The organism is Kribbella sp. NPDC050281 (assembly GCF_040655855.1).
GTDB lineage: Bacteria > Actinomycetota > Actinomycetes > Propionibacteriales > Kribbellaceae > Kribbella.
The window spans coordinates 148,778-175,046 of record NZ_JBFAKS010000009.1; the positions used below are offsets into that span (position 1 = coordinate 148,778).

The 26,269-nt window shown below is 68.8% G+C and carries 26 protein-coding genes; 3 read left to right on the forward strand and 23 right to left on the reverse strand.

Annotated elements, in window-relative coordinates:
* Positions 1-10: 10 nt before the first annotated feature.
* Genes alaS through AB0I34_RS12545 form a run of 3 tightly spaced genes read right to left on the reverse strand, consistent with a single transcriptional unit; the run spans position 11 to position 3,359 of the window.
* Positions 11-2,680, reverse strand: a complete 2,670-nt coding sequence (gene alaS / locus AB0I34_RS12535; RefSeq protein WP_360443891.1) for an alanine--tRNA ligase — start codon at positions 2,678-2,680, stop codon at positions 11-13.
* 5 nt (positions 2,681-2,685) lie between these two features.
* A complete protein-coding gene (locus AB0I34_RS12540; protein WP_360443894.1) occupies positions 2,686-2,940 on the reverse strand; it encodes a DUF6167 family protein in 255 nt (84 codons plus the stop codon).
* Entirely contained in the window at positions 2,937-3,359 is a 423-nt protein-coding gene (locus AB0I34_RS12545) for a DUF948 domain-containing protein (RefSeq protein WP_131514861.1), read from the reverse strand. Before AB0I34_RS12545 ends, AB0I34_RS12540 begins: the two co-directional genes overlap by 4 nt.
* A 136-nt stretch (positions 3,360-3,495) precedes the next feature.
* Here AB0I34_RS12545 and AB0I34_RS12550 point away from each other — a divergent pair, with 136 nt between their 5' ends.
* Positions 3,496-4,149, forward strand: a complete 654-nt coding sequence (locus AB0I34_RS12550) for a hypothetical protein (protein ID WP_360443898.1) — start codon at positions 3,496-3,498, stop codon at positions 4,147-4,149.
* Between the two features lie 107 nt (positions 4,150-4,256).
* Here AB0I34_RS12550 and AB0I34_RS12555 read toward each other — a convergent pair whose 3' ends face one another.
* The 5 genes from AB0I34_RS12555 to AB0I34_RS12575 form a co-directional block, all read right to left on the reverse strand.
* On the reverse strand, positions 4,257-4,565 hold the full coding sequence (locus AB0I34_RS12555) for a nuclear transport factor 2 family protein (protein WP_360443901.1): 309 nt from the start codon (positions 4,563-4,565) through the stop codon (positions 4,257-4,259).
* Positions 4,562-5,929: a replication-associated recombination protein A gene (locus AB0I34_RS12560; protein ID WP_360443904.1), complete on the reverse strand. Its 1,368-nt coding sequence runs from the start codon at positions 5,927-5,929 to the stop codon at positions 4,562-4,564. Before AB0I34_RS12560 ends, AB0I34_RS12555 begins: the two co-directional genes overlap by 4 nt.
* Before the next feature lie 44 nt (positions 5,930-5,973).
* Positions 5,974-6,618, reverse strand: coding sequence for a VC0807 family protein (locus AB0I34_RS12565; RefSeq protein WP_360443907.1), 645 nt, complete (start codon positions 6,616-6,618; stop codon positions 5,974-5,976).
* Between the two features lie 100 nt (positions 6,619-6,718).
* A complete protein-coding gene (gene secA2, locus AB0I34_RS12570) occupies positions 6,719-9,199 on the reverse strand; it encodes an accessory Sec system translocase SecA2 (protein ID WP_360443910.1) in 2,481 nt (826 codons plus the stop codon).
* 69 nt (positions 9,200-9,268) lie between these two features.
* Entirely contained in the window at positions 9,269-10,072 is an 804-nt protein-coding gene (locus AB0I34_RS12575; protein WP_360443913.1) for a GNAT family N-acetyltransferase, read from the reverse strand.
* Positions 10,073-10,177: 105 nt separating this feature from the next.
* Between AB0I34_RS12575 and AB0I34_RS12580 the strand changes: the two genes are divergently transcribed.
* Positions 10,178-10,780, forward strand: a complete 603-nt coding sequence (locus AB0I34_RS12580) for a hypothetical protein (RefSeq protein WP_360443916.1) — start codon at positions 10,178-10,180, stop codon at positions 10,778-10,780.
* Between the two features lie 58 nt (positions 10,781-10,838).
* Here AB0I34_RS12580 and AB0I34_RS12585 read toward each other — a convergent pair whose 3' ends face one another.
* The 6 genes from AB0I34_RS12585 to AB0I34_RS12610 form a co-directional block, all read right to left on the reverse strand.
* A complete protein-coding gene (locus AB0I34_RS12585) occupies positions 10,839-12,860 on the reverse strand; it encodes a GxGYxYP domain-containing protein (protein WP_360443919.1) in 2,022 nt (673 codons plus the stop codon).
* Between the two features lie 204 nt (positions 12,861-13,064).
* A complete protein-coding gene (locus AB0I34_RS12590; protein ID WP_360443922.1) occupies positions 13,065-14,513 on the reverse strand; it encodes a DUF2252 domain-containing protein in 1,449 nt (482 codons plus the stop codon).
* A gap of 20 nt (positions 14,514-14,533) precedes the next feature.
* A complete protein-coding gene (locus tag AB0I34_RS12595; RefSeq protein ID WP_360443925.1) occupies positions 14,534-14,887 on the reverse strand; it encodes a GntR family transcriptional regulator in 354 nt (117 codons plus the stop codon).
* Positions 14,884-15,024: a hypothetical protein gene (locus tag AB0I34_RS12600; protein ID WP_360443928.1), complete on the reverse strand. Its 141-nt coding sequence runs from the start codon at positions 15,022-15,024 to the stop codon at positions 14,884-14,886. Before AB0I34_RS12600 ends, AB0I34_RS12595 begins: the two co-directional genes overlap by 4 nt.
* A 52-nt stretch (positions 15,025-15,076) precedes the next feature.
* Entirely contained in the window at positions 15,077-15,505 is a 429-nt protein-coding gene (locus AB0I34_RS12605; RefSeq protein ID WP_360443931.1) for a VOC family protein, read from the reverse strand.
* Positions 15,502-15,960, reverse strand: coding sequence for a helix-turn-helix transcriptional regulator (locus AB0I34_RS12610; protein ID WP_360443934.1), 459 nt, complete (start codon positions 15,958-15,960; stop codon positions 15,502-15,504). The genes AB0I34_RS12605 and AB0I34_RS12610 overlap by 4 nt, the downstream gene beginning before the upstream one ends.
* Positions 15,961-16,029: 69 nt before the next feature.
* Here AB0I34_RS12610 and AB0I34_RS12615 point away from each other — a divergent pair, with 69 nt between their 5' ends.
* The gene (locus AB0I34_RS12615; protein WP_360443937.1) at positions 16,030-16,698 is read left to right on the forward strand and encodes a class I SAM-dependent methyltransferase; all 669 of its coding nucleotides are present in this window, start codon (positions 16,030-16,032) and stop codon (positions 16,696-16,698) included.
* Positions 16,699-16,736: 38 nt separating this feature from the next.
* Here the strand turns inward: AB0I34_RS12615 and AB0I34_RS12620 are convergent, their stop codons facing one another.
* The 9 genes from AB0I34_RS12620 to AB0I34_RS12660 form a co-directional block, all read right to left on the reverse strand.
* Positions 16,737-17,669 carry a proline iminopeptidase-family hydrolase gene (locus AB0I34_RS12620; RefSeq protein ID WP_360443940.1) on the reverse strand — a complete coding sequence of 311 codons (933 nt, stop codon included), beginning with the start codon at positions 17,667-17,669 and terminating at the stop codon, positions 16,737-16,739.
* 10 nt (positions 17,670-17,679) lie between these two features.
* Positions 17,680-18,051: a hypothetical protein gene (locus AB0I34_RS12625; RefSeq protein WP_360443943.1), complete on the reverse strand. Its 372-nt coding sequence runs from the start codon at positions 18,049-18,051 to the stop codon at positions 17,680-17,682.
* A gap of 23 nt (positions 18,052-18,074) precedes the next feature.
* On the reverse strand, positions 18,075-18,683 hold the full coding sequence (locus tag AB0I34_RS12630; protein WP_360443946.1) for an alpha/beta fold hydrolase: 609 nt from the start codon (positions 18,681-18,683) through the stop codon (positions 18,075-18,077).
* Positions 18,683-19,621 (reverse strand): acetamidase/formamidase family protein, encoded by a 939-nt coding sequence (locus tag AB0I34_RS12635; RefSeq protein ID WP_360443949.1) that lies wholly within the window; start codon positions 19,619-19,621, stop codon positions 18,683-18,685. The genes AB0I34_RS12630 and AB0I34_RS12635 overlap by 1 nt, the downstream gene beginning before the upstream one ends.
* A 3-nt stretch (positions 19,622-19,624) precedes the next feature.
* Positions 19,625-21,685 carry an ABC transporter ATP-binding protein gene (locus AB0I34_RS12640; RefSeq protein ID WP_360443952.1) on the reverse strand — a complete coding sequence of 687 codons (2,061 nt, stop codon included), beginning with the start codon at positions 21,683-21,685 and terminating at the stop codon, positions 19,625-19,627.
* Entirely contained in the window at positions 21,682-22,638 is a 957-nt protein-coding gene (locus AB0I34_RS12645; RefSeq protein WP_360443955.1) for an ABC transporter permease, read from the reverse strand. Before AB0I34_RS12645 ends, AB0I34_RS12640 begins: the two co-directional genes overlap by 4 nt.
* The gene (locus AB0I34_RS12650; protein ID WP_360443958.1) at positions 22,635-23,567 is read right to left on the reverse strand and encodes an ABC transporter permease; all 933 of its coding nucleotides are present in this window, start codon (positions 23,565-23,567) and stop codon (positions 22,635-22,637) included. Before AB0I34_RS12650 ends, AB0I34_RS12645 begins: the two co-directional genes overlap by 4 nt.
* A complete protein-coding gene (locus AB0I34_RS12655) occupies positions 23,567-25,285 on the reverse strand; it encodes an ABC transporter substrate-binding protein (RefSeq protein WP_360443961.1) in 1,719 nt (572 codons plus the stop codon). Before AB0I34_RS12655 ends, AB0I34_RS12650 begins: the two co-directional genes overlap by 1 nt.
* Before the next feature lie 282 nt (positions 25,286-25,567).
* A complete protein-coding gene (locus AB0I34_RS12660; RefSeq protein ID WP_360443964.1) occupies positions 25,568-26,239 on the reverse strand; it encodes a GntR family transcriptional regulator in 672 nt (223 codons plus the stop codon).
* Positions 26,240-26,269: the final 30 nt, after the last annotated feature.

The window sequence follows — 26,269 nt, forward strand, 5'->3', positions numbered from 1 at the left end:
ACCATCAGGGTCAACCCGTGACCAACTGGCCGACGGTGTGTTCCACCGCGCTCAGCGCGTCGTCGGCACCCGCCGGATCGGTGCCGCCACCCTGTGCGACGTCGTCCTTGCCGCCGCCGCGACCACCCAGCTTCTCGGCCGCGACCCGGACCAGGTCGCCCGCCTTCAGCCGCCACTCGCGGGCCGTGTCGTTGAGGGCGATCACCACGCCGGGCTTACCGTCGTTCACGCTGAGTACGGCGATGACCGCGGGCTTGTCGGCCGGCATCCGGCCGCGCACGTCCAGCGCCAGCTTGCGCAGGTCGCCACCGTTCACACCGTCCGGAGCGCGATGGCCGACGTACTGGACTCCGAAGACGTCCTTGGGGTTCGCCGCGAGCTCGGCGCCGGCGGCCAGGACCTGGCCGGCCCGGACCCGCTCGAGCTCCTTCTCCGCGGCCCGCAGCCGCTCGGACAGGTCCGCCACCTTCGCGGGCAGCTCCTCCGGGCGGGTCTTCAGGTTCTCGCTGAGCAGCCGGATCAGCGCGCGCTCGCGGCCGAGGTAGTGCAGCGCCTCCATGCCGACGAACGCCTCCAGCCGGCGCACACCGGCACCGACCGACGCCTCGCTGGTGATGGTCAGCGCACCGACCTGCGACGAGTGCTTGACGTGCGTTCCACCGCAGAGCTCACGCGACCAGGGGCCGCCGATCTCGACGACGCGGACCGATTCGTCGTACGTCTCGCCGAACAGCGCCAGCGCGCCCCAATCCCTTGCCTCGGGCAGCGACATGTACTGCGCAGAGACCGGGAGGTCCTGGCGGACGGCGAGGTTCGCGACCTCTTCGATCTCGGACCGGGTGGACTGGTCCAGCGCCGACGACCAGGCGAAGTCGAGCCGCAGGTAGCCGGGCTTGTTGTAGGAACCGCTCTGCAGCGCGTTCGGGCCGAGCACCTGCCGCAGCGCCGCGTGCACGACGTGCGTGCCGGAGTGTGCCTGGCAGGCGGAGACGCGCCACTCGTGGTCGACCTCGGCGTGCACCTCCTGGCCGGGCCGCAGTACTCCCTCGACGACCTCGACCTTGTGCACGATCAGACCCTTGACCGGCCGCTGGACGTCGAGCACCTTCAGCTTCACGCCGTCGGCCACGATCAGGCCCTCGTCGGCGATCTGGCCACCGGACTCGGCATAGAACGGCGTCTTCTCCAGCACGACCTCGACGGTCTCGCCCTGCTCGGCGGCGTCGGAGACGACGCCCTCACGTAGCAGGCCGCGGACCTGGGAGTCGCTGGACAGCTCCTGGTACCCGGTGAACTCGGTGACGCCCTTCTCGCGCAGCTCCCGGTAGCCCGAGGTGTCCGCGTGACCGGCCTTCTTCGCGCGCGCGTCCGCCTTGGCCCGCTCGCGCTGCTCCTTCATCAGGGACTTGAAGCCCTCGGTGTCGACCTGCAGGCCTTGCTCGGCGGCCATCTCGACGGTGAGGTCGATCGGGAAACCGTAGGTGTCGTGCAGCTGGAACGCCTTCGAGCCCTCGAGCTGGTGCGCACCGCCGGCCTTGGTCTCGCGCACGGCGACGTCGAAGATGCTCGTCCCGGCCGTGAGAGTACGCCGGAACGCCTCCTCCTCGGCGTACGCGACCTGGCTGATCCGGCCGAAGTCGGGCTCCAGCTCGGGGTACGACTTCTTCATCTGCTCGAGGCTGACCGGCAGCAGCTCGACCAGGCTCGGGTCCTCGTAGCCGAGCAGGCGCATCGAGCGGATCGCGCGGCGGAGCAGCCGGCGCAGCACGTAGCCGCCCTGCTCGTTGCCGGGGTTCACGCCGTCGCCGATCAGCATCAGCGCGCTGCGGACGTGGTCGGCGACCACCCGGAACCGTACGTCGTCGACGTGGTCGGCGCCGTACTTGCGGCCGCTCAGGTCGGCGGCCCGCTCGATCACCGGGTAGATCTCGTCGATCTCGTACATGTTGTCGACGCCCTGCAGCAGGTACGCGACGCGCTCGAGGCCGAGACCGGTGTCGATGTTCTTCTTCGGCAGCTCGCCGAGGATCTCGTACCCGTCCTTGCCGCCGCCCTCGCCGCGGATGTTCTGCATGAAGACCAGGTTCCAGAACTCCAGGTAGCGGTCGCCCGCCTCCCAGTCCCGGTCGGCGCCGAACTCCGGGCCGCGGTCGATCAGGATCTCCGAGCACGGGCCGCACGGGCCGGGGATGCCCATCGACCAGAAGTTGTCCTTCATGCCGAGGCGGACGATCCGGTCGTCGGGCAGACCGGCGATCCGCTTCCACAGGTCGATCGCCTCGTCGTCGTCGTAGTACACCGACGCGTACAGGACCGACTCGTCGAAGCCGTAGCCGCCGTCGTTCTGGGACCGGGTGACCAGGTCCCAGGCGTACTCGATCGCCTTCTCCTTGAAGTAGTCGCCGAAGGAGAAGTTGCCGTTCATCTGGAAGAACGTGCCGTGCCGCGTGGTCTTGCCGACCTCGTCGATGTCGAGGGTGCGGACACACTTCTGCACACTGGTCGCCCGCGGGTACGGCGGCGTCTGCTGGCCGACGAAGTACGGGACGAACTGGGCCATGCCGGCCACGTTGAACAGCAGGTTCGGGTCCGGCGACGGCAGTGGCGCACTGGGCACCACGGTGTGGCCCCGGTCCTCGAAGTACTTCAGGAACCGCCGCCTGATCTCACTGGTTTCCATGGGTGTTACCGGTAATCCTCACGCTGCGTCGTGTCAGTTGGGTTGGGTGCGGTGTCGATGCCCAGCGCGTCACGCAGCTCCGTCTCGCGCTCGGCCATGCCCTCGCGGACCTGGTCGCCGAAGTGCCGGACCGCCGCCGCCAGCTTGGCCGCGGACTCCTGCAGGCCCTCCGGCGCGAGCACCTGGGCCCGCTTCTTCAGCCGGGTCACCGCATAGACACCGACAGCGATGCCGATGATCAACCAGAAGATCCGCTTCACCGGACGTCACCTCGCTTGCGCGCCTTGCGCTCCGCTTTCATCTCTTCCTTCACCCGCCGGGACACATCCCGGCGCTGGCTCTCGCCCAGTGCGCGGCGCACGCCGTACGTGAAAGCGGCAGCCTTCACCAGCGGGCCGCCGGCGGTGGCCGAGAACAGCGACATCAGTGCGGCCGCGTTGGTGGTCACGGTGGTCGCGTTGTCGGTGATGGTGTCGACCTTGGCCAGCTGAGCGTTGGTCGTCGACACGGTGGTGGTCACCTCACCGAGCAGCGGGACGGTCTCGTCGGAGACGCCCTTCACAAGGATCCGGGTCTCGTCGAAGACCTTGCCCAGCTTCAGGATCGGATAGGCCAGCAGGCCCACCAGGATGAGCAGCGCGCAGGCGGCTATCAACCCGGCGACTTCACCGACGCTCATGGAAACGATCCACCTTCCCGTTGCGACCACGTGGACCGCCCGACCTTATCGCGCGGCGTAGTCGCACTCCGCTCCAGGACACCATCCCTCACATCACAGTCGCCCACCAAACCGCGTCATCCGCGGGTCGGTGCGCATGACACTGGCATGGCACTGGCATGGCCGCTGTCAGGGGCTCGGCGTCGGGTCCGCCGGGGTGTTGCTCGGCTCCGGCGTACTCGGGCTCGGCTCCGTTGGAGTGGTGCTCGGCTCTGTCGGCGTGGTGCTTGGCTCCGTTGGAGTGGTGCCGGGATCGGTCGAGGGCGGGGTGCTCGGGCTCGGTGTGGTCGGCTGGGTCGGTGTGGTCGGCTGGGTCGAGGACGGCTGCGACGGTGCAGGGCTGGCCGGCCGGCCAGGCGGCTGTGTCGAGGAGGGCTTCGTCGGCGCGGGCGAGGTCGACCGCGGCGACGCTGATGGTGACCACGGCGGCTCAGGTGCAATCGGAGTCGCCGCGGGCTGCGTCGGGGTGAACCAACCCGCCGCAGGGTTGGCGAGTCTCTCCTTGCTGGCCGTGGGCTCCTGCATGGGACTCGCCGGTCCGTGGTGCGGCCGGTATCCCGTGAAGTCGCCGTACGGCGACTCGGACGCCGTCTGCGTGGAGGTGCTCGGCGACGACGCCGCGATCGACGGTGTGCTGCTGGTCGAGTCAGGTGACTTGAGCGGCGCGAAGATCAGCAGGCCGGCCAGCACGAGCACGATCGCCGCGAGTCCGGCGATCTTCAGTGCGGTCGGTCTTCCGGTTTTTCGATGACGGGCGAAGGGAGGGTTGTACTGCCTCAAAACGACGAGCCTTTCACCCCCAGGTCGTCTGGAAGCCTACCGACCTGGTTCATCCGCTTGAGCAGGCCCCCGCCGTAGTCAGTCGAAGCTGACGGTGAGTGTCTGCACGGTTCCGTCGGGTGCCCAGCTGAGGTCCATCGTGCCGGTGTCGCCGCCGGCCCAGCGGAACTTCACGGTGTCGCCGTCCGCTCCGTCGAGAGTCATCGTCTCGGTCGGCGGGTTCTCCCGGTACGCCGCGGCGATCGCCGTACGGCCCTCGAACGGTCCGGCCGGGACACCCACGAACGACATCCGGGCGTCGGCGGCGAAACGCTGGGCGAACGTGTCCCACTCACCGCTGGTGACGGCGTGGTTGAAGGCGTCCACGTGCTCGGTGGTCCGGCTCACTTGCGCTCCCTCAGGATCTTGCGGATGTTGGCGACCCGGTCCGCGTACGCCGCTTCACCCCCACGACGGGTGGGCTTGTAGTAGTCGGTGCCGTCGATCACGTCCGGCGCGTACTGCTGCGGGACGATGCCGCGCGGGTCGTCGTGCGAGTACTGGTACGAGCTGCCGTGGCCGATCTTCTTCGCCCCCGCGTAGTGGGCGTCGCGCAGATGCGGAGGGACCGGGCCGACCTTCCCCGCCTTCACATCCGCGATGGCGGCGTCGACGGCCATGATGACCGCGTTGGACTTGGGCGCCAGGGCGAGCGCGACGACTGCCTGGGCAAGGTTGATCCGCGCCTCGGGCATACCGATCAACTGCACCGCGTCGGCCGCGGCGACCGCGACACCGAGCGCGGTCGGGTCGCCCATGCCGATGTCCTCACTGGCCGAGATCACCAGCCTGCGCGCGATGAATCGCGGGTCCTCCCCGGCCTCGATCATCCTGGCCAGGTAGTGCATCGCCGCGTCCACGTCCGAACCACGAATCGACTTGATCAACGCCGACGCCACGTCGTAGTGCTGATCCCCGGCCCGGTCGTAGCGCACTGCGGCCCGATCGACCGCCGTCTCCAGCGTCTTCAGGTCGATGACCTTGGCGTCCTTGGCCCGTGCACCACCGGCCGCAGCTTCCAGATAGGTCAGCGCACGGCGGGCATCTCCCCCGGCCATCCGGAGCAGGTGCGCCCGCGAGTCCTCGGCCAACTCGAACTCGGCATTCAGCCCGCGCTCGTCGGTCAGCGCCCGATCCAGCAGTACGGCGATGTCGTCGTCGGTGAGCGACTCGAGGGTGAGAAGCAAGGACCTCGACAGCAGCGGGGAGATGACAGAGAAGAACGGGTTCTCCGTGGTCGCGGCGACGAGCGTCACCCAGCGGTTCTCGACACCTGGCAACAGCGCGTCCTGCTGCGCCTTCGTGAACCGGTGCACCTCGTCGATGAACAGCACCGTCTCCACTGTTCCCGAGGGTTTGGAGAGTTCACGGCGGGCGCCGTCGATCACCTGCCGGACGTCTTTCACACCCGCGGTGACAGCCGACAGCTCGACGAACTTCCGGTTGGTCTGATGCGACACGACCGCCGCGATCGTCGTCTTGCCGGTGCCGGGAGGACCCCAGAGCAGCAGCGACATCGGCTGATCACCCTCGACCAGCCGCCTCAGCGGTGACCCAGGGGCCAGCAAGTGCTGCTGCCCCACCAGCTCGTCCAGACTTCGCGGCCGCATCCGCACGGCCAACGGAGCGGCAGTGTGGTCGACGTCGGCGAGGCTGCCACCCCCACGAGCAGGGGCAGGCGCACCTGGCAGATCGAATAGACCGTCACTCACGCCCTGAGCCTAACGAACCGCACCGACACTCGGATCGGTCGAGGTCAGGAGCGCTCCGCCTCGTCCACGAATCGCCGCGGGCCGAAGACCAAGTGGATGGTCCCGCTGCGCCGAAGCAGCACGTGGGTCGGGATCTGCAGAGCCACGATGGTGGCCACCGTGATCACCGGCTCGAGCGCCGGTACGACGGACAGCGGCAGCGTGTACGTGAGCACGACTCGGATCACCGCGTCGACGATCGAGAAGATCCCCCAGAGCACCGTGATCCGGCGCCAGGCGAGCCGGAAGCGCGGGTCCTCGTCGTACAGGCGGTCCATGATGGCCGCCCGCCTCGGCATGATCGCCCGGGTGAAGGTGTAGCAGAGCGGCTGAGGATGCCTGAGCGACCACAGCGTCACGCCTGCGAACGGGAGACTGATCCAGGCCCCGCGCACGAGCAGGACGCGAGCATCCCCACCCAGCCACGCTACGACCGCGCTCCCGACCAGGCTGAAGATCACCGCCGTACCCACCAGGTCGGCACGGCGCTGGCGTACGAGCGAGGCGATCGAGCTGACCAACGCCGGCACGGTGCTGATCAGCAGCGCGGTCACGTTGCTCACGCCGGCAGCTCGCAGGCCGTAGAACAGCGCAACTGGGATCGCAATATCGAGAACGAGGAGCCACGGGCGGCCGGACCGGGAGGACATGACCCGAGACTCGCCCAGGAAGCCATCACCCGGCATCGGGCCGACGGCTGCCCCTACCGAGCCCTTCGGACCACGCCTTAGACCAAAGTCGGGGGGCCCGTTACTTCTTGCTGTCCTTGGGCTCTTCCTCGTCGTCGGCGTCCCGCAGTTCCTCGGGAAGCTCGTCGTCATCGGCTTCGTCGTCCGCGTCCCGCAACTCCTCCGGGAGTTCGTCTTCGTCGAACTCCTCCGGAAGGATCTCCTCGGCCTCAGCCACGGACTCGGGCTTGATCGCGTTCCGGAGCCGCCCGAGGATCCGGTCCGCCTCGGTGCCGAACGGGTTGTCGTTGATCAGATACGTCCACGTCGCTGTGGGCCGCGGCACGCCCGACGCCGCCTCGTCCAGCCCCTCCGACGTGATCTCCGCCGTCTTGAACGTCTCGACCGCGTCGGTCCACGAGTCCGCGATCAGCGTGTCGAACGACGCGATCGCCGACTTGTTGAACTCGTCGATCGGCTTCAGGTGCACGATGCCGCCGGCCAGCGACCGCAGGTGGATGCCTTCGCGCAGGTCGGCCAGGTACGCCAGGTGGTCGGTCCAGCGCCGGTCCAGGTGGTGCAGCGCGATCCGCCGGGCCGCGTCCTTGACCGTGTCCTCGCCGACCTCTTCGACGAGTTCGTCGTACCGCTCCTTGGCCTTCTCGGCCAGCTCGGTGGCGGCGAGATCCTCGGTGAGCACCTTCTCGCGGGTGTCGAGCAGGATGGCGCGCTGCTGCCCGGTGAGCCGGTGGTACGACCAGGTGGTCCGGTGCAGCTCCGCGTTGGCGCCGTCGGCGACGCGCTGCGCGTGCTCGAGGACGCCGAGCGACTTGCGGTCGGTGAGTCGGCCAGCCTCGTCGGGATGCGGCCGCAGACCGGACGAAACGGAGTACCGGGTGACGAGCTCGTCGGCGAGGCTGGCGAAGAACAGCGATCCGCCCGGGTCGCCCTGGCGTCCGGCGCGGCCGCGCAGCTGGTCGTCCAGCCGTCGCGACGCGTGCAGGCCGGTGCCGACGACGTACAGGCCGCCGAGCTCGATGGCCTTGTCCTTGTCATGCGATTCGTCCCGGCCACCGAGCCGGATGTCGGTTCCGCGACCCGCCATCTGGGTGGACACGGTCACCGTCCCGGGTACGCCGGCCTCGGCGATGATCGCCGCTTCCTCGGCGTCGTTCTTCGCGTTCAGTACGACGTGCGGGATCTCGGCCGCCTCGAGCCGGTCGCTCAGCTGCTCCGACTCCTCGACGCTGTGGGTGCCGATCAGGATCGGCCGGCCCGCCTCGTGGACTTCGGCGATGTGCTCGACCAGCGCCACGTTCTTCTGCTCGACCGTCAGATACAGCCGGTCCGGATCGTCGACCCGGATGTTCGGCTTGTTCGGCGGTACGACGGCCACGTCGACCTCGTAGAACTCCTGCAGCGACTCCCCGACGACAACCGCCGTACCGGTCATGCCGCACAGAGTCTTGTAGCCCTTGACCAGCGCCTGCACGGTGATGCTGTCCAGCACCTCACCGGAGTCGCTGACCGGCACGGCCTCCTTGGCCTCGACCGCGGCCTGCAGACCATCGGGCCAGCGCTGCAGCTTGGCGATCCGGCCGCGGTTGTTGTTGATCAGGCTGACCTTGCCGTCGCGGACCAGGTAGTCGACGTCCTTGCGCAGCAGCACCTCGGCGTGCAGCGCAACGTTGATCTGGGTCAGCCGGTCGAGGTTGTCGTCCTCGTACAGGTTGATCCCCTCGAGCGCCGCCTCGACCTTGTCGGTGCCCCTGTCCGTCAGCGCTACCGTCCGGCCGTCGCCGTCGATCTCGTAGTCGACCCCGGCGCGCAGCGTCCGGACCAGCTGGACGACGTCCTCGTCGAGCTCCTCGGTCCGGGTCGCGCCGGCCAGCACCAGTGGCACCCGGGCCTCGTCGATCAGCACCGAGTCGGCCTCGTCCACGAGCGCCACGTCCAGCTCGGCCGTGACCCGCTCGGCGACGTCGTTCACGAGGCGGTCCCGCAGTACGTCGAACCCGACCTCGCTCACCGGGACGTAGCAGACCTCCGCCTCGTACGCCGTACGCCGTTCGTCCGGCGTGGACGCCTGGCCGATGTGCGAGACGGTGACCCCGAGCAGCTCGTACACCGGGCCCATCCACTCGGCGTCGCGGCGGGCCAGGTAGTCGTTCACCGCGAGGATCTGGACCTTGCGGCCGCCGATCGCGTATCCGGCGGCGGCGATCGCACCGGCCAGCGTCTTGCCCTCACCGGTGGCCATCTCCACCACGCGGCCCTGCAGCATCGCCAGCGCGCCGACGACCTGGCCGTCGAACGCCCGCTCGCCGATCGCCCGGTTGCCCGCGTCCCGGGCCAGCGCGAGGAACTCGATCTGCTCGTCCTCGTGCAGGCCACCGGTCGTCCGGAGTTCGCCGACCGCCTCGGTGAGCTCCTCGTCGGTCAGAGCCAGGACGGACTCCTCCGCCTCACCGACCAGCTGGGTGAGCCGCTCGTACGGGCCGAGATCGATCGAACCGGGGCGCTGCAGCAGCCGGCGGAAGCGTGACGCGATTTTCAGTGCCATGATGACCGCAACGTACAGCGTCGCGCCGTCGTTCCGTAGCACACCCCCGGGTGTCAGCTCCCGGCGCCGTCAGCTACCTGGTTCCCACTCGTACGGCGTGGTGGTCGTGACGCCGTAGAGACCCAGCTTCTGCAGGATCGGGCGGGAGTCCTCGGACGCGTCCACCCGCAGGAATTCGTAGCCGCGCTCCTTCGCCAGCCGCGCCCGGTGCGCGAGGACCGCGCTGTACAGCCCCTGCCGCCGCCACTCCGGCAACGTCCCGCCGCCCCAGAGGCTGGCGAACCCGGTGCCCGGATGGAACCGAACCCACGCCGCGGTCAGCGCCGGCCCGTCCGGTCCCTTCAGGGCGTCCTCGACCAGGAACACCGACAACCGATCCGGGAACATCCGCGCCTCGGCCGCGAGCCGCTCCTCGATCCGCTCGAGCCCGTTGTGCCACAGCGTGTCCATCAGTACCGCGATCCGGTGGTAGTCGCCCGGCCCGTCGGCCTCCCGCAACCGCACCTTCGACGGCAACGCGGACGGCCGCTGCAGGACCCGGTCCACCTCGCCGAGGATGAGCGTCTCCGGCTCGCCCTTGACGAACCCTGCCCGGGCCAGCCGGTCACCGAGGTCGGCCGGCTCGTCGTACGCGTACGTCTTCCACTCGAACGGCAGGCCGCGCTCGCGGAAGAACTCCAGCTGGCCGGCGATCACCGCGTCCGGATCGTCGCCCAGGCCGCGCGGTGTCTCGACGAACCCGGCCCCGTCCGGCCCCTCGACGTACGACCGGTGCACCAGACCGTCGTGCTCCTGTTTCCAGCCGGGGATCGTGTCCGCGTCAGGCAGCCGGATCCGGCGGTGGAACACGTCGAGCAGCTCATCAGGGGTCATCCGCACATAGTGCCCGATCGACTACCTGAAATCACCAGGCTCGAAAGCCAACCAGTTGGCCACTGGTCTCGTCCAAGTAAGTGTCCTCAAAGGGGGGAACACATCATGAACATCCACCGCATCACTCGCAAGACGATCCTTGCCGCAGTCGCCGTCATGGCGATCCCCGCGGCCGCGATCGCCGCACCCGCCGTCATCAACTCGGCCTCCGCCCCCCGCGCCACCTCGGCCGCAGCCGTTGCGCTCACGTCCTGCCCGAGCGGCTGGGGATCGTTGCCCGAGGCAAACAGCAGGATGACGCAGGCACCTGTCACCGCCGTCCGCACCGGACGGCACGCCTGCTACGACCGGCTCGTCGTCGACATCCGCGGCCGCGTGGCCGGGTACGACGTCCGCTACGTCCCGAACGTCTACACCGACGGCGAGGGCGCCCTCGTCCCGCTGCGCGGTGGCGCGAAGCTGCAGTTCGTCGTCCGCGCTCCGGCGTACGACGCGGCCGGTCGTCCGACGTACAACCCGGCCAAGCCGCGCGAGTTGTCCAACGTGGCGGGCTACAGCACCTTCCGCCAGGTCGCGATCGCTGGCAGCTTCGAGGGGCAGACAACGATCGGCGTCGGCGTCCGCGCCAGGCTCCCGTTCCGCGTCTTCACGCTGGCCGGTCCCGGGTCCAGCACCCGAGTCGTGCTCGACGTCGCACACCACTGGTAACAGACCCCACCCCCGCGGTCGCCCGGATCCTCCTCCCGGGCGACCGCGTCGCGTTCGGCTACACCAGCACGCGGTTGAGCAGGTCGAAGAAGGCGTTCGCCAGGACCAGTTCGTACGGATCGCCGAGCAGAGCGGCCAACTCCGCGATGTCCGACGGGGTCCACGACCACGCGTTGATCCCGCCGGAGATGAACAACGGACTCGCGCCGTCCCACTGGGCGACCCGGGCGTCCAGCGCGGCCTTGTACTCCCCTGCCTTGCCGGGAGCACCCCACTGCCCGACGATCGGCAGACCGCCCTGACGGACCGCCAGCAGATCGCCGTCCCAGGTCTGCATGATCCCCTTCAGCGGGGTGTACTTCGCGAATCCCTGGGCGATCTCCTCCGAGAGCAGGATCCACTTGTCGTTCTCGCGGCTGCTGTACGAGTACACCAGGTCCATCCCGGTGGTCCGCAGCATCGAGCCGGTCAGCTGCAGGTACTGCGGGAACTGATCGGCCGCCCATGATCCCGGGTAGGTGTAGCCCGCGCCCGACGGGCCGCAGACCAAGAGGTCGTTGGCGGTCGCGGTCCGCTGGAAGTAGCTGAACAACCCAGGCCCGGTCTCCGCGAGCAACGGGCTGATCGTCCAGTTGGCCGGTGCCTCGCCCCGCTTCGGGTCGTCCCACAGGTCGCGCATGTGGCGCTGGCAGTACTGGATGTTGTCGCCCTCACCGAACGTCAGTGTCAGGTAGACCTTGTTCTGCGGTTTGCTGATCCGCCGGATCGGCCGGACCTTGTCCGAGATCGGCGCCGTGAACCCGGAGTGCACGGTGCCGTTCATGTAGAAGTCCGCCGCGATGACGGGCGAACCACCTTGCGAGGCGAGGTCGACACCGTCCCACTCGCCCGACACGTCGTTGGCGAACCAGCCCATGTACGGCGCGAGTGTCGGCCACTTGGCGAAGTGCTCGATGAGCAGTTCGCCGGTCTCACCGGCCGGTGGCAGCCAGCTCACCAGGGCTTTGGTGGCCACCACGTAGTCGCGGAAGTACGGGAACGGCTCGATGCGGGTGGGCGAAGTATCGGTGGCCGTGACCAGGTACTGGTTCCACATCGTCACGGTCACCACCAGGGACGTCGTACCGGCCGGTGGCTCGAACCGGTAGATGAAGTAGCCACCGCCGTCGCTGAAGCGGTTGGCGTCCCCGCCGATCGACGAGTTGACGCCGTCGAACAGGTACGGCTCCTCCTCCGGCGTGCCGGGCAGGAAGTGCGCGATCTCAGTGCCGTTCGCCTTGACCGTGACCTCGGAGACCGAGGGGCCCCAGCCGTCGTCGGTGAACGAGTCCTGGAACCGGACGAAGACGGCCCCCTTGCCGAGCTTGGCCGAGACGTCGAGGTCGTAGTTGCCCTTGTTCGACGAGTCCCGGATCTGCTGGGTCTCGCGGGCGATCTCCGTCCACTGGACGTTCTCGACCGGGACCACCCTGGTTGGTGGCAGGCCGGCGAGCAACTTGTGGGTGACCCGCGGGAACAGGTTGTCGAGCTGCCACCGGTAGGTCTTCACCCGGTCCTCGTCGAACATCCCGCGCAGGTCCTTCACGATCCGCAGACCGTGCGCCTTGACCTGGTCCGCGTCGGCGACGACGGCATTCTCCAAGCCGGCCAGGGTTGTGGCGACGTTGAGCGAGTCGGGTACGGCGGGGTCGTACACGATCGCACCGCGGACGCGGTTGCGGTACTTGGCGACCAGGTCCAGCGGGTTCTTGTACAGCTTGGTGGGCACGTGCATGTCGGCCAGCCACTTGGCGTCCGGCGTGCTCATGGTTCCCGTGTCGTAAAGGAAGTACAGCTCGGGCTCGGTACGGTTGACGACGCCTTGCAACGTTGTCAGCAATGTCTGGTCCCCACCGCTGAGTTTGCTGACGTCGCCGTAATCCAGGTGTTTCGGGCGGCTGAACACCGGCAGCAGCCGAGCGGGGCTGCCGGACGTCGATGAAGTCGCAGCATGTGCGCTGGATGCGAGGGCCGGAACCAGTCCGAACCCACCCGCGGTCACTGCACCGCTGCCCGCCAGGAACGTTCGTCTCGACACCATCGTGACCACTCCCTGTCGTTGACATCGATGTCAAATCAGGCGGGACAGTAGCAACCCCACGACACTGTGTACAGAGCTCACTACACCGTTCCCCCAAGAATCTGGAATCGTTTCCGAGAGACCGCGTTCTCTCCCACGCGTTGCGGCCTACCGCCCGCGCGCTGGGGTCCGCGCGCGTGCTACGCGGCTCCTGCAACCGACATGTCAGGTTTCGCGGATCGTGGGGATGGTGCCGGCGTCTACTGCTACGGCGAGGCGGTTGTGGTCGCGGGCGTTGATGTCGGCGTAGGTGAGGGCGAAGTCGGCGATGGCCTCGTCGAAGACCTCGGACTTGCCGAGGTAGCCGGCGATGGCGATCTCGTCGCCTCCCCGGCCGTGGGCGCGGGCGAGGGTCCAGCCGCACATCCCGCCGTACACGCCGAGGCCGCCGGGGGTGAGCTTGGCGGGGTCGATCGAGCCTTTCATGTCCCACAGTTGGCGCACGTAGTAGTCGTAGCCCCGTGGTCCGGTCGTCCAGCCCAGGAAGATGTCGGGAAGGGACTGCAGGAGCCGTTGTCCGGCGACCACGCGCCGGCCGTGCTGCGGGAACTCGCTGGCGGCGACGTGCGGCTCCAGGACGCTGGCCTCGGCTTGCTTGACCTGGAGGAACAGCACGTCATGGCCCCCCTTGCCGCGGAGCAGTACGACGTAGCAGCGGGTGCCGACGCTGCCGACACCGACAACCTTGCGCGCCATGTCGACGATCTCGAACTGGTCGAACAAAGCTCGGCGGTCGTCGGTCAGCGTGTGCCGGTAGTCGTCGACAGCCTCCCGAATGCCGGCAGTGATTCGGTCTGCGTCCGCCGCGGTGAACAACTCGCGGATCGGGACGAGTAGCGGCGGGTGGCTGGCCAGCTGCACACCGGCGCCGCTGCGCACGCAGAGTTTGGCGAACGCACGCAGGTTGTCGTGCGACTTCGCCCTGGCGAACACCTTGTCCAGCCTGGCAGGGGTCAGCTTCGGCGCCGTGGTGCCGAACTCCGTTTCGAGGCGGCCGATGAAGTCGATCAGCTGCGCCGACGACAGATGCAGGTACCACAGGTCGAGCGTCGCCAGCTCGGCGAACGTGATCATGGCTTCGCGGTACTCGCGGACCGTGTCGCGTGCCGCTTGGCGCTGCTGCTTCAGCGTGAAGCCGTTCTGCCGGGCGGCGACGACGACGCTGGTGGCAAGCCGTTTCATGTCCCATTCCCACGGGCCTGGCAGGGTTTCGTCGAAGTCGTTGACGTCGAAGACGAGGTCGCGCTCCGGTGTTCCGAACAGGCCGAAGTTGACCAGGTGGGCGTCCCCGCACACCTGGACGGTGATGCCGCTGCTCGGCGTACCGGCCAGGTCGTTCGCCATGATCGCCGGGCCGCCGCGGAAGAACGCGAACGGCGAGGCCAGCATCCTGCCGTAACGCACCGGAACCAGCACCGGATCCCGGGTAGCGGCCTGGGCCTGAAGAATGTCGAGCGGATCGGGTCGATCAGGTGACGGTTCCCACTGGCCGTGCGAACGACGCGACACCCGCCGACGGGCGTCCCGGCCATCGGCCTTCCGCTCCTGCGCCCCGGGAACTGCGGCACCGAGGGTACCCAGCCCGCCCCCACCCATACCTCCACACTGCCACATCCGCGGCTGCCACGGTCCGTTTACCAGGCTCGGTGGAGGATTTCGGTGGCTTCGGCCTGGCTGAGGCCGGCTCGGTGGGCGGCTCGGGCGAAGACGGTGGCGGCGGCGCGGGTTTCTTCGTCGTCGACCCGGCTGCGGGAGGCGAGCACGAACGTCCCGTTCCGCCCGCGGGTCTCGACCAGACGATCGGCCTCGAGCTCCTTGTACGCCCGGGCCACCGTGTTCACCGCCAGCCCAAGATCCCCCGCCAACTGCCGGACCGTCGGCAACCGCGTGCCCTGCGCCAGCTGACCGGCCCGGATCAGCCCGTCGATCTGGTCCTTCACCTGTTCGTACGGCGGTTTGGCCGCGCCCGGGTCAACCGTGATGATCATCCGACGAGATCGGGCTCGGGCGGCAGACCGCCGCGGCCGACCAACCGGTTGACCTCGGTCTGCGCCGCCTTCCGGCGCTGCGTCCACATCAGACCTGTAGCCATCACCATCATCGCCACCAGCCACACCACGTCCATCTGCGTCTCCCTCGAGTCTTTGTACCAAATGTATTGACACAAAGACTCGAGGTCAAGTGAAGTCCGTCGCGGTGTAGGGCCTCTGCTCGACCAGGACCAGCCAGTTGCCGGAGTTGTCGCGCAGTACCGCCTCCACGCCGTACGGGCGATCGGACGGCTCCTGGATGTACTCGACGCCCTGGGCAACCAGCTCGGCGAAGGTCTTGTGGCAGTCGTCGGTGGCCATGCCGAACCCATGCATCGAGCCCTTGGCCATGATCCGGCGGATCGAATCCGCGGACTCGGAGTCCATCGGCGGCCCGGGCAGCATCAGCGCCAGCTCGAGCTCGGGATGGTCGGCCTGGTGCACCGTGCACCACCGGAAGTCCTCGCTGAGCGTGATGTCGTCCCCCACCACGAACCCGAGCTTGTCGGTGTAGAACGCCTTCGCCTCGTCGATGTCATTGACATAGACCGTGACCAAACTGACGTTGGTGATCACTGTTCCTCCTCATCATCGGTACGACGGTAGGCCCCGGGAGCCCCGGCGTGCTTCTCCGGAATTGCGGAGTTCAGTCCGAGCATGAACACGAAGCAGCCTGGGATCCGCGCACCCGTCCGGGTCCGCTGGTACTGCGTCGGTGTCATCCCGACCAGCTCGGTGAACCGCTGCGAGAACGAACCCAGGCTGCTGTACCCGACCAGGCCGCACACCTCGGTCACGGTCAGGTTGGTCGCCCGCAACAGATCGGTGGCCCGCTCGATCCGCCGGCGGGTGACGTACTGCATCGGCGTCTCGCCGTACTCGGCCGCGAAACACCGCAGGAAGTGGTACTTCGACACACCGGCGGCGGCCGCCAGACCAGCCAGGTCGAGCGGCTCGGCATAGTTGCGATCGGCAACATCCCGGGCACGGCGCAGGTGCGCCAGCAGCTCCACCGGTACGACGGGCCGCATCGCTCTCCCCTTCTTTCGGTGTGGACCGAAGGTCTGGCGACTCCCGGCCGATTCGTGAAGCCTGCTGGCATGAGAGTCGGACAAGGTGGGACCGGACCTGGGCCGCACACACCGGACGGCAGCGCAATAGAACTCTACGAGGCCACACCGGCGCACGGTGAGGACGAATTGATCAACGCCGCGATGGAACCGGGCAGCAGCATCCTCGAGCTCGGCTGCGGCACCGGGCGGATCACCCGGCCGCTGCTCGCGCTCGGACATCGGGTGGTCGCGGTCGACGAATCACCGGACATGGTCGCGCGCGTCACCGAGACCGAGACGATCTGCTCGACGATCGGCGACCTGCGGCTGGACCGCCGCTTCGACGTAGTGCTGATGATGTCGTATTTGATCAACGTCGCCGATGACGACGAACGCCTGCGCCTCCTGCGCACCTGCGCTCACCACGTCCGCCCGAGCGGGGCGGTTCTGCTCCAGCAGCAGATCCCCGGGATGATTCGTGGCACCACCGTGATGGAGAACGAGCACCGCCGCCTGGTCGTCTCCGACGTCGAGGAGCTCCCCGGCGGCCGCCAGGCGGCGACGCTGACCCACACGATCGGCGATCGCTCGTGGTCGCAGCGGATCCTGACCCAGAACCTCAGCGACGACCAGCTGTCAGCCCAACTGGCCGAAGCTGGGCTGACACTGGCCGACTACCTGACCCCCGACAAGACCTGGGTCCGAGCGCGCCCTTAGCCGAGGCCGCCAACGCGGTCGAGCTCAAGCCTCTCGAGTCAGTCACGGCCGCGCAGGAAGGACTCGACCATCGAGACGTACCGGCTGTGCTCCTCGACGTGCGGCATGTGGCTGGAGTACTCGAACACTTCCCAGCGGACGTCCGGGATCAGCTTCGCGTACGGAATCACGGCGACCGGTGCCGCCTCGTCGTACGCCCCTGAGATCACCAGCGTCGGCACGTCGATGTTCGCCAGCCGGTCTACGATGCTCCAGTCGCGCAGACTGCCGACCACGTGGAACTCACTCGGCCCGTTCATCGTGTGGTAGACCGTCGGGTCCTCCTCCAGTGCCGCGAACGCCGCGCGCACCTCGGGCGGGTTCGGCACCACCCGGCAGACGTGCCGGTCGTAGAACGTCGTCATCGCGGCCTCGTACTCCGGGGAGTCCGTGGTCCCGGCCTCCTCGTGCGACCGGAGGGTCTGGTCGATCACGGGCGGGAGTCCGGCCCGTAATGAGGCGGCCGCCTCCAGCCACAACGGCATCGACGCCGGCGAGTTCGCGATGACGAGCCGTCTCAGCCCGGCAGGACGCCGTACGGCGTGTTCCGCGGCGAGCATGCCGCCCCACGACTGACCCAGCAAGTGGTAGTTGTCGGCGATCCCGAGCAGCGCGACCAGGTTCTCCAGCTCGGTCAGAAACAGTTCGACGGTCCAGTACGACGGGTCGGCGTCGGGCAAGTGCGTCGAGTTCCCGCAGCCCAACTGGTCGTAGTGCACGACCGGCCGCGCAGGCCCATCCGGATCCGCAAATGCGGTCAGCGACAGCAGATACTGGTGCGTGGCGCCGGGACCGCCGTGCGCGACGACCAGCGGCGTAACGCCACTGGACAGGTCACCGGTGACGCGGAACCAGGTCTCACCGTCGGCGAACGGGATCCGCCCGTCCAGCGTGGGCGGCAGGATGCGGTAAGACGAGTCGGCGATGCTCATGGTGGTCCTTTCAGTCGGCGAGCCAGCCGCGTACGTGCCGGCGGAGGAAGGCGAGGTCGTCCGGGCTGTCGCGCGGTGATCCGGCCCGGTGACCCCATACGCTCGGGATCTCGGCCAGCTCCGCCTTGCGCAACGCGGCCAGCTCCAGCTCGTTGTCCGCCGTCCGGAAGTAGAGATCGGTTGCCGAAGGCATCAGCAGGACCCGGGCGGTGATCGCCGCCAGCGCGGCGTCCAGGTCACTGTCGTACGGTGTGCTGATGTCGGCCGCCAGCCAGGTCAGGGCCTGGGCGTACTGATCGGCCGCGCGTCCCTCCGCGAACCGGTCGACCCAGTCAACCTGCAGGAAGGTGTCCAGGTCGGCGAAGCCGAGGGTCTCGAACAACCGGGCGCGATAGAAGTCCTGGCTCAGCCCCAGCCGGCGTACACGTGCGCGAAGGCCCTGTTCGCCGCGACCGGCTCCGCGCCGAACCGCCCGTCGCCGAGGTGTTCCGGCGCCGCCTCCAGGATGCCGAGCAGCCCGGACAAGAAGACCCGGTTGTGCAGCGACGTACGTGCGCTGCCGCACACGACGATCGCCCGCTGGACGAAGTCCGGGTAGAGCGCCGCCCAGTGGTAGGCCTGGCCGGCGCCCATCGAGAACCCGCACGCCGCGTGCGCCTGGGTGATGCCGAACGCCTCGGTGAGCAGCCGGTACTGCGCGTGCACGTTGTCCGCCATCGTCACCAGCGAGGGGTAGTCCGGGTCGGTGGACGGGCTCGACGACAACCCGTTGCCGAACATGTCCGGAATCACCACGAACCAGCGCTCCGGGTCGAGCACCCCGTCGGGCCCGATCAGCCAGTCCTGCGTCTCGTGCGTCGCGCCGTAGCTGCAGGGATAGACGATCACGTTGTCCCGGCTCGGCGCCAGCGTGCCGTGCGTCTGCCAGGCCAGCCCGGCGTCGCGGATGACGCCGCCGCGTTCCACCGGCAGGTCCCCCAGCGCGAACACCCCGGTCTCCACCGGCCAGGCCATCACACCAGTACTCCGGTCGGCAGCACGGCATGCACGCCCCAAGTCTGGTTCGCGACCTGGGTGATCCTGAGATCGACGGCGGTGCTGGCAAGGGCCAGGGCGGTGCTCTTGTCCACGTCGAGGATCACCTCCAGCCAGCACACCATCGCGTCCAGCGCGTCGCCCATCGCGACGTCGAGATCGGGGTCGAATCCGAAGGTGATCCGTCCCGCCGGGGTTTCCGCGTGGATCGACCGCAGCGGCGGCGGCTCGCGGACCAGGTCCAGCGCCAAGGTGGTGGTCATCGGGCACTCGATAGCGGTCCCCCCGACCTCGCCGTCGCCCTGGGCCGCGTGCCCGTCGCCGAGGCTGAGCATCGCCTCGGCGACGGCGAGCGGCAGGTAGAGCGTCGACCCGGCGACGAGTTCCTTGCAGTCGATGTTGCCGCCACCGACCGTGCGGGGCGGGATGGTCGAGTGCTCGCCGGTGGCCCGCGGAGCAACGCCGATCACGCCCAGAAAGGGCGCCAGTTGCCGGCTGAAGCCGGCGTTGCAGGTCCCCGTGCCGGCCTCGGCGTCCAGATCCCACAGCAGCCAGGACGGCGGCTGCCCGGTGATCCCGAGTCGTTCGGTGATCGGGGACTCGAGCGCACCGGCGACGGTCCAGCCCCACGGATCCGGGGTCAGCGACAGGAGCCGCACTGCCAGCAGGTCGCCCGGCCGCGCACCCCGCACCGCGATCGGGCCAGTCAGGCAGTGCCCGCGCGACTCGGCGAACATCGTCGGCTGCTTCTCCCCGGGCGTAGTCTGCGGCTCGAGGTAGCCGGAGGCGTCCAGCGACCGTACGACGAGGGTGTCGCCCGGGTCGACGGTCAGCACCGGTGCACGTTCCGCGGTGAACACGTCGACAGTTGTCCGCGGGGTGGGGTCGAGTCTGTGGGTGGTGTCGTGGATGGTCATCCGCTACCTCGCCGGTGTCAGGAGTTCGGTGGTCAGGGGGTGGTGGCAGGCCACCGCGTGCAGGCCGTCGCCGGCGGTGAGCGCCGGTGCTTCCGTGGCGCAGCGCTCGGTGGCCAGTGGACAACGGGTCCGGAAGTGGCAACCGCTCGGCGGATCGATCGCGGACGGCAGCTCGCCGCCGAGTCCCACGGACCGCACCGGTCCCGACTGCTCCTGACGTGACTCGGGCTGGTCGGCCTTGGCAGCTGGTGGCAACGGGATCGCCTTGATCAGTCCTGCCGTGTACGGGTGCCGAGGCGCACCGTAGACGTCCTCGCTCGGCCCCAGCTCGACCAGCCGGCCGAGGTACATCACGCCGATCCGGTCGGCGAGGTACTTCAGCAGCGACAGGTCGTGCGAGATCACCACGTACGTCTGGCCGTACCGGTCCTGCAGCGAGCGCATCAGGTTCAGGATCTGCGCCTGGACCGAGACGTCGAGCGCGGACACCGGCTCGTCGGCCACGATCACCCGCGGGCGCAGCGCCAGCGCCCGGGCCATCGCGATCCGCTGCCGCTGCCCACCGGAGAACTCGTGCGGGTAGCGCTGCGCGGCCTCGGGCGGCAGGCCCACCGCGTCCAGCAGTTCGCGCACGGTGTCGCGCCTCTCGCGGCGCGTGCCGACGCCCTGGGCGATCAGTGGTTCCTCGATCAGTCCGGCGACCGTCATCCGAGGGTCAAGGGCGGCCGCGGAGTCCTGGAACATCATCTGCAGGTCCCGCCGGCGACGCCGTCGTACAGCCGGACTCTGAGCGGTCAAGTCGCGGCCGTCGAAGGTGACCGACCCGCTGCTCGGACGTTCGAGCCCGACCAGCATCCGGCCGATCGTGGTCTTGCCGCAGCCCGACTCCCCCACGATGCCGAGTGTCTCACCCGCCCCGATGCTCAAGGTCACCCCGGACACCGCGTGCACCGCCCGCCTGGGCCCGAACGGCCGCTGCGACTTCAGCCCGAACCTCTTGTGCACGTCGAAGAGCTGGACCAGGGTCTCACTCGTCCGCGGCTCGGCTCCGCTCCGCACACGCCGTACCTCCGGCTCCCACCGCGCAGGGGATTCCGCGGTCGGATGGAAACACGCGTGCAGGTGATCGCTGCCCGGTGTCACCTCCACCAGGGCCGGGTCCGTACGGCGGCAATCCTCCTGCGCGAAGGCGCACCGCGGCGCGAAGCGGCACTGCGGCGCGGGGTCCAGCAGCTTCGGCGGTGCTCCGGGGATGGTGGACAACTCTGTGCCGCGGTCCAGCTCCAGCGTCGGCATCGCAGCGAGCAGCGCCTTCGTGTAGCGGTGCCGGGGTGCCTCGAACAACTGCTGGACGCCGGCCTGCTCGACCATCCGGCCGCCGTACATCACCGCCACCCGGTCGGCGTACTCGGCGATCACTCCCATGTCGTGCGTGACCAGCAGCACTCCCATCGACAGCTGCGACTTCAGGTCGTCGATCAGGGTCAGGATCTGCGCCTGGATCGACACGTCGAGCGCAGTGGTCGGTTCGTCGGCGATCAGGAGCTTCGGTTCGCACATCAGGCCGAGCGCGATCATCACCCGCTGCCGCATCCCGCCGGACAGCTGGTGCGGGTAGTCACCCAGCCGTTCCCGTGGCCGTGGCATGCCGACCAGTCCGAGCACCTCGGTGGCCCGCGCGGTCGCCGCCGCGCGGCTGCCGCCGACGTGGATCCGGTACGCCTCGCGCAGCTGGCTGCCGATCGTGCGGACCGGGTTCAGCGAGGTCATCGGGTCCTGGAAGATCATCGCCATCCGGCGACCGCGCAACCGGCGCATCGCGGGCTCGTCCAAGCCGGTCAGCTCCTCGCCGTCAAGGCGGACGGACCCGCCGGTGACGGTTCCGCCGGGCGGCAGCAGCCGCAGGATCGACAGGCCGGTCATCGTCTTGCCGCACCCGGACTCCCCGACCAGGCCGAGGGTCTGACCCGCCTCGACGGAGAAGCTCACCCCGTCGACCGGACGGATCCGGCCCTGCCGGGTGTCGATCTCGGTCCGTAGGCCGCTGACCTCGAGCAGGCTCATCTGTCGTCCCTTCCGTCGCGGGTAGCGGACCGCCGGGCGGCGACCAGCCGGAACAGGCGGCCGAACCGCACGCCCTCGCGCGGGTCGAGCACCCGCATCAGGTGGTCACCGGCGAAGTTGGCCAGCAGGATCGTGGCCATGATGGCCAGGCCGGGAAAGGTCGAGAGCCACCAGGCGTCGGCCAGGTTCGTCGCACCGGCGGCCAAGTCGCTCCCCCAGTCGGGTGCCGGCAGCCGGACGCCGAGGCCGAGAAAGCTCAGCGTCGTCGCCGTCAGCACACCCCAGCCGATCGCGCTGCTGCCGAGCACGACCACCTCGGTGAGCAGGTTGGGGATCAGGTGCCGCCAGGACGTGCGGATGGTGGTCGACCCGAAGACACGCGCCGCCTCGACGTACTCCGCCTTGCGTAGGCGGCGGACCGAGGACTCCACCACGCGGGCGAAGCCGGGAGTGAAGGCAATGCCGATGGCGAGCACGATGCTGCGGACGCCGGATCCGGCGGTCGCGATCAGGATCAGTGCGATCAGCAGCACCGGGAGGGCCAGGAACACATCGACCAGACGCATCACCACTGCGTTGACCAGCCTCGGAGCGACTCCGCCCAGAACCCCGATGGCGACACCGGCCGCCGTGGCAAGCAGAACCCCGAGCAGGCTGGCCAGCAGCACCGGGCGAGCGCCGTACACGGTGCGGCTGAAGACGTCGCGGCCGAGCAGGTCGGTGCCGAACAGGTGACTCCCGCTGGGGCCTTGCAGATTCGCGTCGCTGGTGGCAACCGGGCTGACATGCGCGAGCAGGCCGGGTGCGGCCAGGAGGATGCCGACGAGAAGCACCGCCAGCAGCAGCCCGGTACGTCCGATGGTTGCCTTCAGCCCCTTGACGGAGCCGGTGGCGGGCATCGCCGTCCGCCCCGGCACGACGGCCGGGCTCAGGCTCAGGGGGTCGGTCGTCATCCTCGGGCCTCCTGCCGGGTCCGGGGGTCGATAGCGCCGACGAGCAGGTCAACGCCGAGGTTGATCAGGACGTAGGAGACGCCGATCACCACGACGGCGCCCTGCACGACCGGGATGTTCTTGCTGGTGATCGAGGTGGCCAGGAAGCTGCCGAGCCCGGCGCGGCCGAAGATCACCTCGGTGATCGCGGCACCGGTCAGGATGTTGCCGAACTGCAGGCCGATGGTGGTGACCGCCGGCACCGACGAGTTGCGCAGCACCTGCCGCAGCAGCACGCGCAGGTCACCGCTGCCCCTGGCCCGGGCCGCCTTCACGTAGTCGCTGCGCAGCTCCTCGATCACCCGGCCGCGGACCAGCCGGGTCAGGATCGCGGCATAGCCCCAACCGAGCGAGACTGCCGGCAGCACCAGGGCCTTCGCCGTTCCGTCGTCGATCGCGGAGAACCACTGCAGCTTGACGCTGAACACCAGCACCAGCAGCAGGGCCAGGAAGAAGTAGGGCACCGCCACGCCGGCGAACGAGATCCAGCGAGCCAGCGTGTCGAGCGCCGAGCCGGGCCGCATCCCCGCGACCAGACCGAGCGGAACTCCGATCGCCACCGCCACGAGCATCGACGCCAGCGTCAGGACCAGCGTGCTCGGAGCCCGGGAGAGCAGCTCGAAGGCCACCGAGTTCTGGGTCAGGAACGACGTGCCGAGGTCGCCGCGCAGCAGCTGGCCGGCGAAGGCGGCGTACTGGCGCCACAGCGGGAGGTCGAGCCCGAGCTGCTGGCGCAGCGCGGCGATCTGCTCGGGGGAGGCGTTCGCGCCGTACAGGATCACCTTGGCCGGGTCGCCCGGAACGACGTGCACCAAGATGAACGCGATCACTGTGATGCCCAGCACGACCGGGACCGCCGCGCCGAGCCGGCGCAGGACGAACAGCGCCATCAGCCGACGGTGGCGCTGTGGAACGCCAGGTAGCCGTTGAGGGTCTGGTGCAGGTTCTTCACCTTCGGCGAGAGCGTGAACGCACCCGCGACATCCCACAGAGGCAGGAACATCGAGTCCTGCATCAGCTTCGTCCCGATCTGCTGGTACAAGTTGTTTCGGGCGGCCTCGGCTGCGGTGGCGTTGGCCCGGGCGATCATCTTGTCGATCGCCGGGTTGTTGTAGTGGGACCAGTTGAAGCCCGACTCGATCGCGTTGGAGTTGACCCAGATGTTGAGCAGGTACGGGTCGGCGCCGTAGTAACCGAACGAGCCGAGGTTGTGCACGCCGGAGTTGAAGCTGGCCTGCGCGGTGGCGAACGGCTGGACCGACGTGGTCGCGCTGAAGCCGACCTTCTGCAGCTCCGAGACGATGAACTGGGTCGGCAGCTCCAGGCCTGCCCCGCTGAACAAGATGATGTCCAGGTTGAGCTTCTGGCCGTTCTTTGTCCGGGTGCCGCCGTCATCGACGGACCAGCCGGCCCGGTCGAGCAGCGCTGCCGCCTTGTCCGGGTCGTAGGAGTAGGTCTTGCTCGCCGCCTCGCTGTACCCGGGGGTGATCGGGGTCAGCACGTTGTGGGCCGGCTTGTAGACGTCGTACAGGATGCTCTTGACCATCGCGTCCTGGTCGACCGCGGACAGGATCGCCTGCCGGACCAGCGGGTCGTCAGTCGGCGGCTTGGCCACGTTGATCGGCATCCCGAGCGGAGTACCGATCGAGGGCACCACCAGTTGCTGGTACCTGCCGGACTTCTGGGCGGCGGAGATGTTGTTCGGCGGCAGGTTCATGGCGATCTGCAGCTGACCGCTCTGCAGCGCGTTGTAGCGGCCGCTGTCGTCGGTGACGATCCGGAAGACCAGCTTGTCGAGCTTGGCCGGCCCGTCGCCGAGCGCCTTCGGCCCCCAGGTGTATTTCGGGTTCTTCAGCAGTGTGAGCTGGCTGCCGGTTTGGTAGCTGTCGAATGTGAACGGCCCGGTGCCGACCGGGTGGTTGCCGAAGCCGGTCGGTCCGTACTTGGTCAGCGCGGCCGGCGACGAGATACCGAAGTTGCCGGCCGCCTGCTGGTGCAGGAATGACGCGTTCGGCTCGGTGAAGACGATCTGCACGGTGTAGTCGTCGAGTACCTTCGTCTCGCGGTACGGCCCGAGCGCCCCCAGCCCGCTCTTGGACTTCGTCCGCGGGTCGACCACGTGGTCGTACGTCGCCTTCACCGCGGCGGCGTTGAACGGGGTGCCGTCGTGGAACGTCACGCCCTTGCGCAGCTTGAAGGTGTAGACCGAGGCGTCGGGCGAGATCGTCCAGGACTCGGCCAGGCCCGGGTGGAAAACGCTGCCGCCGTTGCCGTCGGGCAGCCAGTAGACCAGCGGGTCGAACAGCGCGAACGAGATCAGCAGGGTCAGCGCCAGACCGGTGGCTCCGGGGTCGAGCGTGTCGGGCGTGGCGTTGATGCCCATCGTCAGCGTCCCGCCACTGGACGAGACCGCGGCGGTCGTGGTGGCGTCGTCGGCGCTGCAGGCGGACAGCACCGAGGCAAGGCCGACCCCGGCGGCGAGGCCGCCGCCCAGCCCCAGCAGCCGGCGGCGGGAGATCGGACGGCGGACGGCGGTGCCGAAGGCCGCGGTGGTGGAGGCCCCGGCGGTGGAGACCGCGGTGGTGGAGCGATGGGGGTGGTGGTCCATGAGAGGTGCTCCTCGAGGTGACAGGCCAAGCTCTTCCGTATGTTGTATACGGCCTGTGCTACGGGCATATTTCCGATCCGCCACGTGACAGTTTCGTCTCCGACTGTGGAGCGGTGGCCACCCTGCGCTTGTTTCCTTGAAACACAGGGCTCCACGGCAGGGAGGGCAGCAGAACTTCCGGCCATGGCCCGGGGCCGACAGAGGAATCGGTCCTCGCGAGTGGAGGCCGTCGAGATCGCCGTCGTATACAGATTGCGGGTGTCGCGGTGGCCTGTGGTGGGCTCAGGCGCGATCGAGCCGGGGCCGCAGTGAACTGCGCACGCTCAGCACGTGGTGGCGGGCGGCCGCCTCGGCGAGGTCGGCGTCACCGGCCTCGATGGCTTCGATCAGGCCGTAATGCTCGGTCCACGCGGCCGGGTTCTGCAGCGGCGCACTCTGCCTGAGCAGCCACTGGCCGCGCTTCACCATCGGGATCGCGATGGCGATCAGGTAGCTGTTGCGGGTCATCTCGAATACCAGCGAGTGCAGCTCGGTGTGCAGGGTCGACAGGGTGTCGAGATCCTGGTCCGGCCCGGAGTCGCGGACCATGGCCAGGATCTCCCAGGCCCGTTGCAGCAAAGCGGTTGGCGGCTCCTCGACCGAGGCGGCCAGGCGGGCTCCCAACGGCTCCAGTGCGAGCCGGACATAGAACAGGTCGTCGGCCTGGCGGGCCGACAGCTTCGCCACGAACGCCCCGCGCCGGGCGACCACGTCGAGAAAGCCCTCGGCCTCCAGCACCCGCATCGCCTCCCGGATCGGGTTGCGCGAGACGCCGAGCTGCTGGGCCAGCCGATCCTCGACGAGCCGTTCGCCCGGTTGCAGCGAACCGTCCAGGATCAGCCGGCGCAGTTCCGCCGCGACCACGTCGCGCAGGGGCAGATGGCCGTCTCCGACAAGAACCGGGTTGGAGGTCACCAGGTCGACTGTATACGAACCGCCAAACCG

What these genes read in the sequence shown, in the direction of transcription:
- alaS (WP_360443891.1), bottom strand. Translation starts at nt 2,680, where the DNA reads ATGGAAACCAGTGAGATCAGGCGGCGGTTCCTGAAGTACTTCGAGGAC.
- AB0I34_RS12545 (WP_131514861.1), bottom strand. Translation starts at nt 3,359, where the DNA reads ATGAGCGTCGGTGAAGTCGCCGGGTTGATAGCCGCCTGCGCGCTGCTC.
- AB0I34_RS12550 (WP_360443898.1), top strand. Translation starts at nt 3,496, where the DNA reads ATGACACTGGCATGGCACTGGCATGGCCGCTGTCAGGGGCTCGGCGTC.
- AB0I34_RS12565 (WP_360443907.1), bottom strand. Translation starts at nt 6,618, where the DNA reads ATGTCCTCCCGGTCCGGCCGCCCGTGGCTCCTCGTTCTCGATATTGCG.
- secA2 (WP_360443910.1), bottom strand. Translation starts at nt 9,199, where the DNA reads ATGGCACTGAAAATCGCGTCACGCTTCCGCCGGCTGCTGCAGCGCCCC.
- AB0I34_RS12575 (WP_360443913.1), bottom strand. Translation starts at nt 10,072, where the DNA reads ATGACCCCTGATGAGCTGCTCGACGTGTTCCACCGCCGGATCCGGCTG.
- AB0I34_RS12580 (WP_360443916.1), top strand. Translation starts at nt 10,178, where the DNA reads ATGAACATCCACCGCATCACTCGCAAGACGATCCTTGCCGCAGTCGCC.
- AB0I34_RS12585 (WP_360443919.1), bottom strand. Translation starts at nt 12,860, where the DNA reads ATGGTGTCGAGACGAACGTTCCTGGCGGGCAGCGGTGCAGTGACCGCG.
- AB0I34_RS12590 (WP_360443922.1), bottom strand. Translation starts at nt 14,513, where the DNA reads ATGTGGCAGTGTGGAGGTATGGGTGGGGGCGGGCTGGGTACCCTCGGT.
- AB0I34_RS12595 (WP_360443925.1), bottom strand. Translation starts at nt 14,887, where the DNA reads ATGATCATCACGGTTGACCCGGGCGCGGCCAAACCGCCGTACGAACAG.
- AB0I34_RS12600 (WP_360443928.1), bottom strand. Translation starts at nt 15,024, where the DNA reads ATGGACGTGGTGTGGCTGGTGGCGATGATGGTGATGGCTACAGGTCTG.
- AB0I34_RS12610 (WP_360443934.1), bottom strand. Translation starts at nt 15,960, where the DNA reads ATGCGGCCCGTCGTACCGGTGGAGCTGCTGGCGCACCTGCGCCGTGCC.
- AB0I34_RS12615 (WP_360443937.1), top strand. Translation starts at nt 16,030, where the DNA reads ATGAGAGTCGGACAAGGTGGGACCGGACCTGGGCCGCACACACCGGAC.
- AB0I34_RS12620 (WP_360443940.1), bottom strand. Translation starts at nt 17,669, where the DNA reads ATGAGCATCGCCGACTCGTCTTACCGCATCCTGCCGCCCACGCTGGAC.
- AB0I34_RS12630 (WP_360443946.1), bottom strand. Translation starts at nt 18,683, where the DNA reads ATGGCCTGGCCGGTGGAGACCGGGGTGTTCGCGCTGGGGGACCTGCCG.
- AB0I34_RS12635 (WP_360443949.1), bottom strand. Translation starts at nt 19,621, where the DNA reads ATGACCATCCACGACACCACCCACAGACTCGACCCCACCCCGCGGACA.
- AB0I34_RS12640 (WP_360443952.1), bottom strand. Translation starts at nt 21,685, where the DNA reads ATGAGCCTGCTCGAGGTCAGCGGCCTACGGACCGAGATCGACACCCGG.
- AB0I34_RS12645 (WP_360443955.1), bottom strand. Translation starts at nt 22,638, where the DNA reads ATGACGACCGACCCCCTGAGCCTGAGCCCGGCCGTCGTGCCGGGGCGG.
- AB0I34_RS12650 (WP_360443958.1), bottom strand. Translation starts at nt 23,567, where the DNA reads ATGGCGCTGTTCGTCCTGCGCCGGCTCGGCGCGGCGGTCCCGGTCGTG.
- AB0I34_RS12655 (WP_360443961.1), bottom strand. Translation starts at nt 25,285, where the DNA reads ATGGACCACCACCCCCATCGCTCCACCACCGCGGTCTCCACCGCCGGG.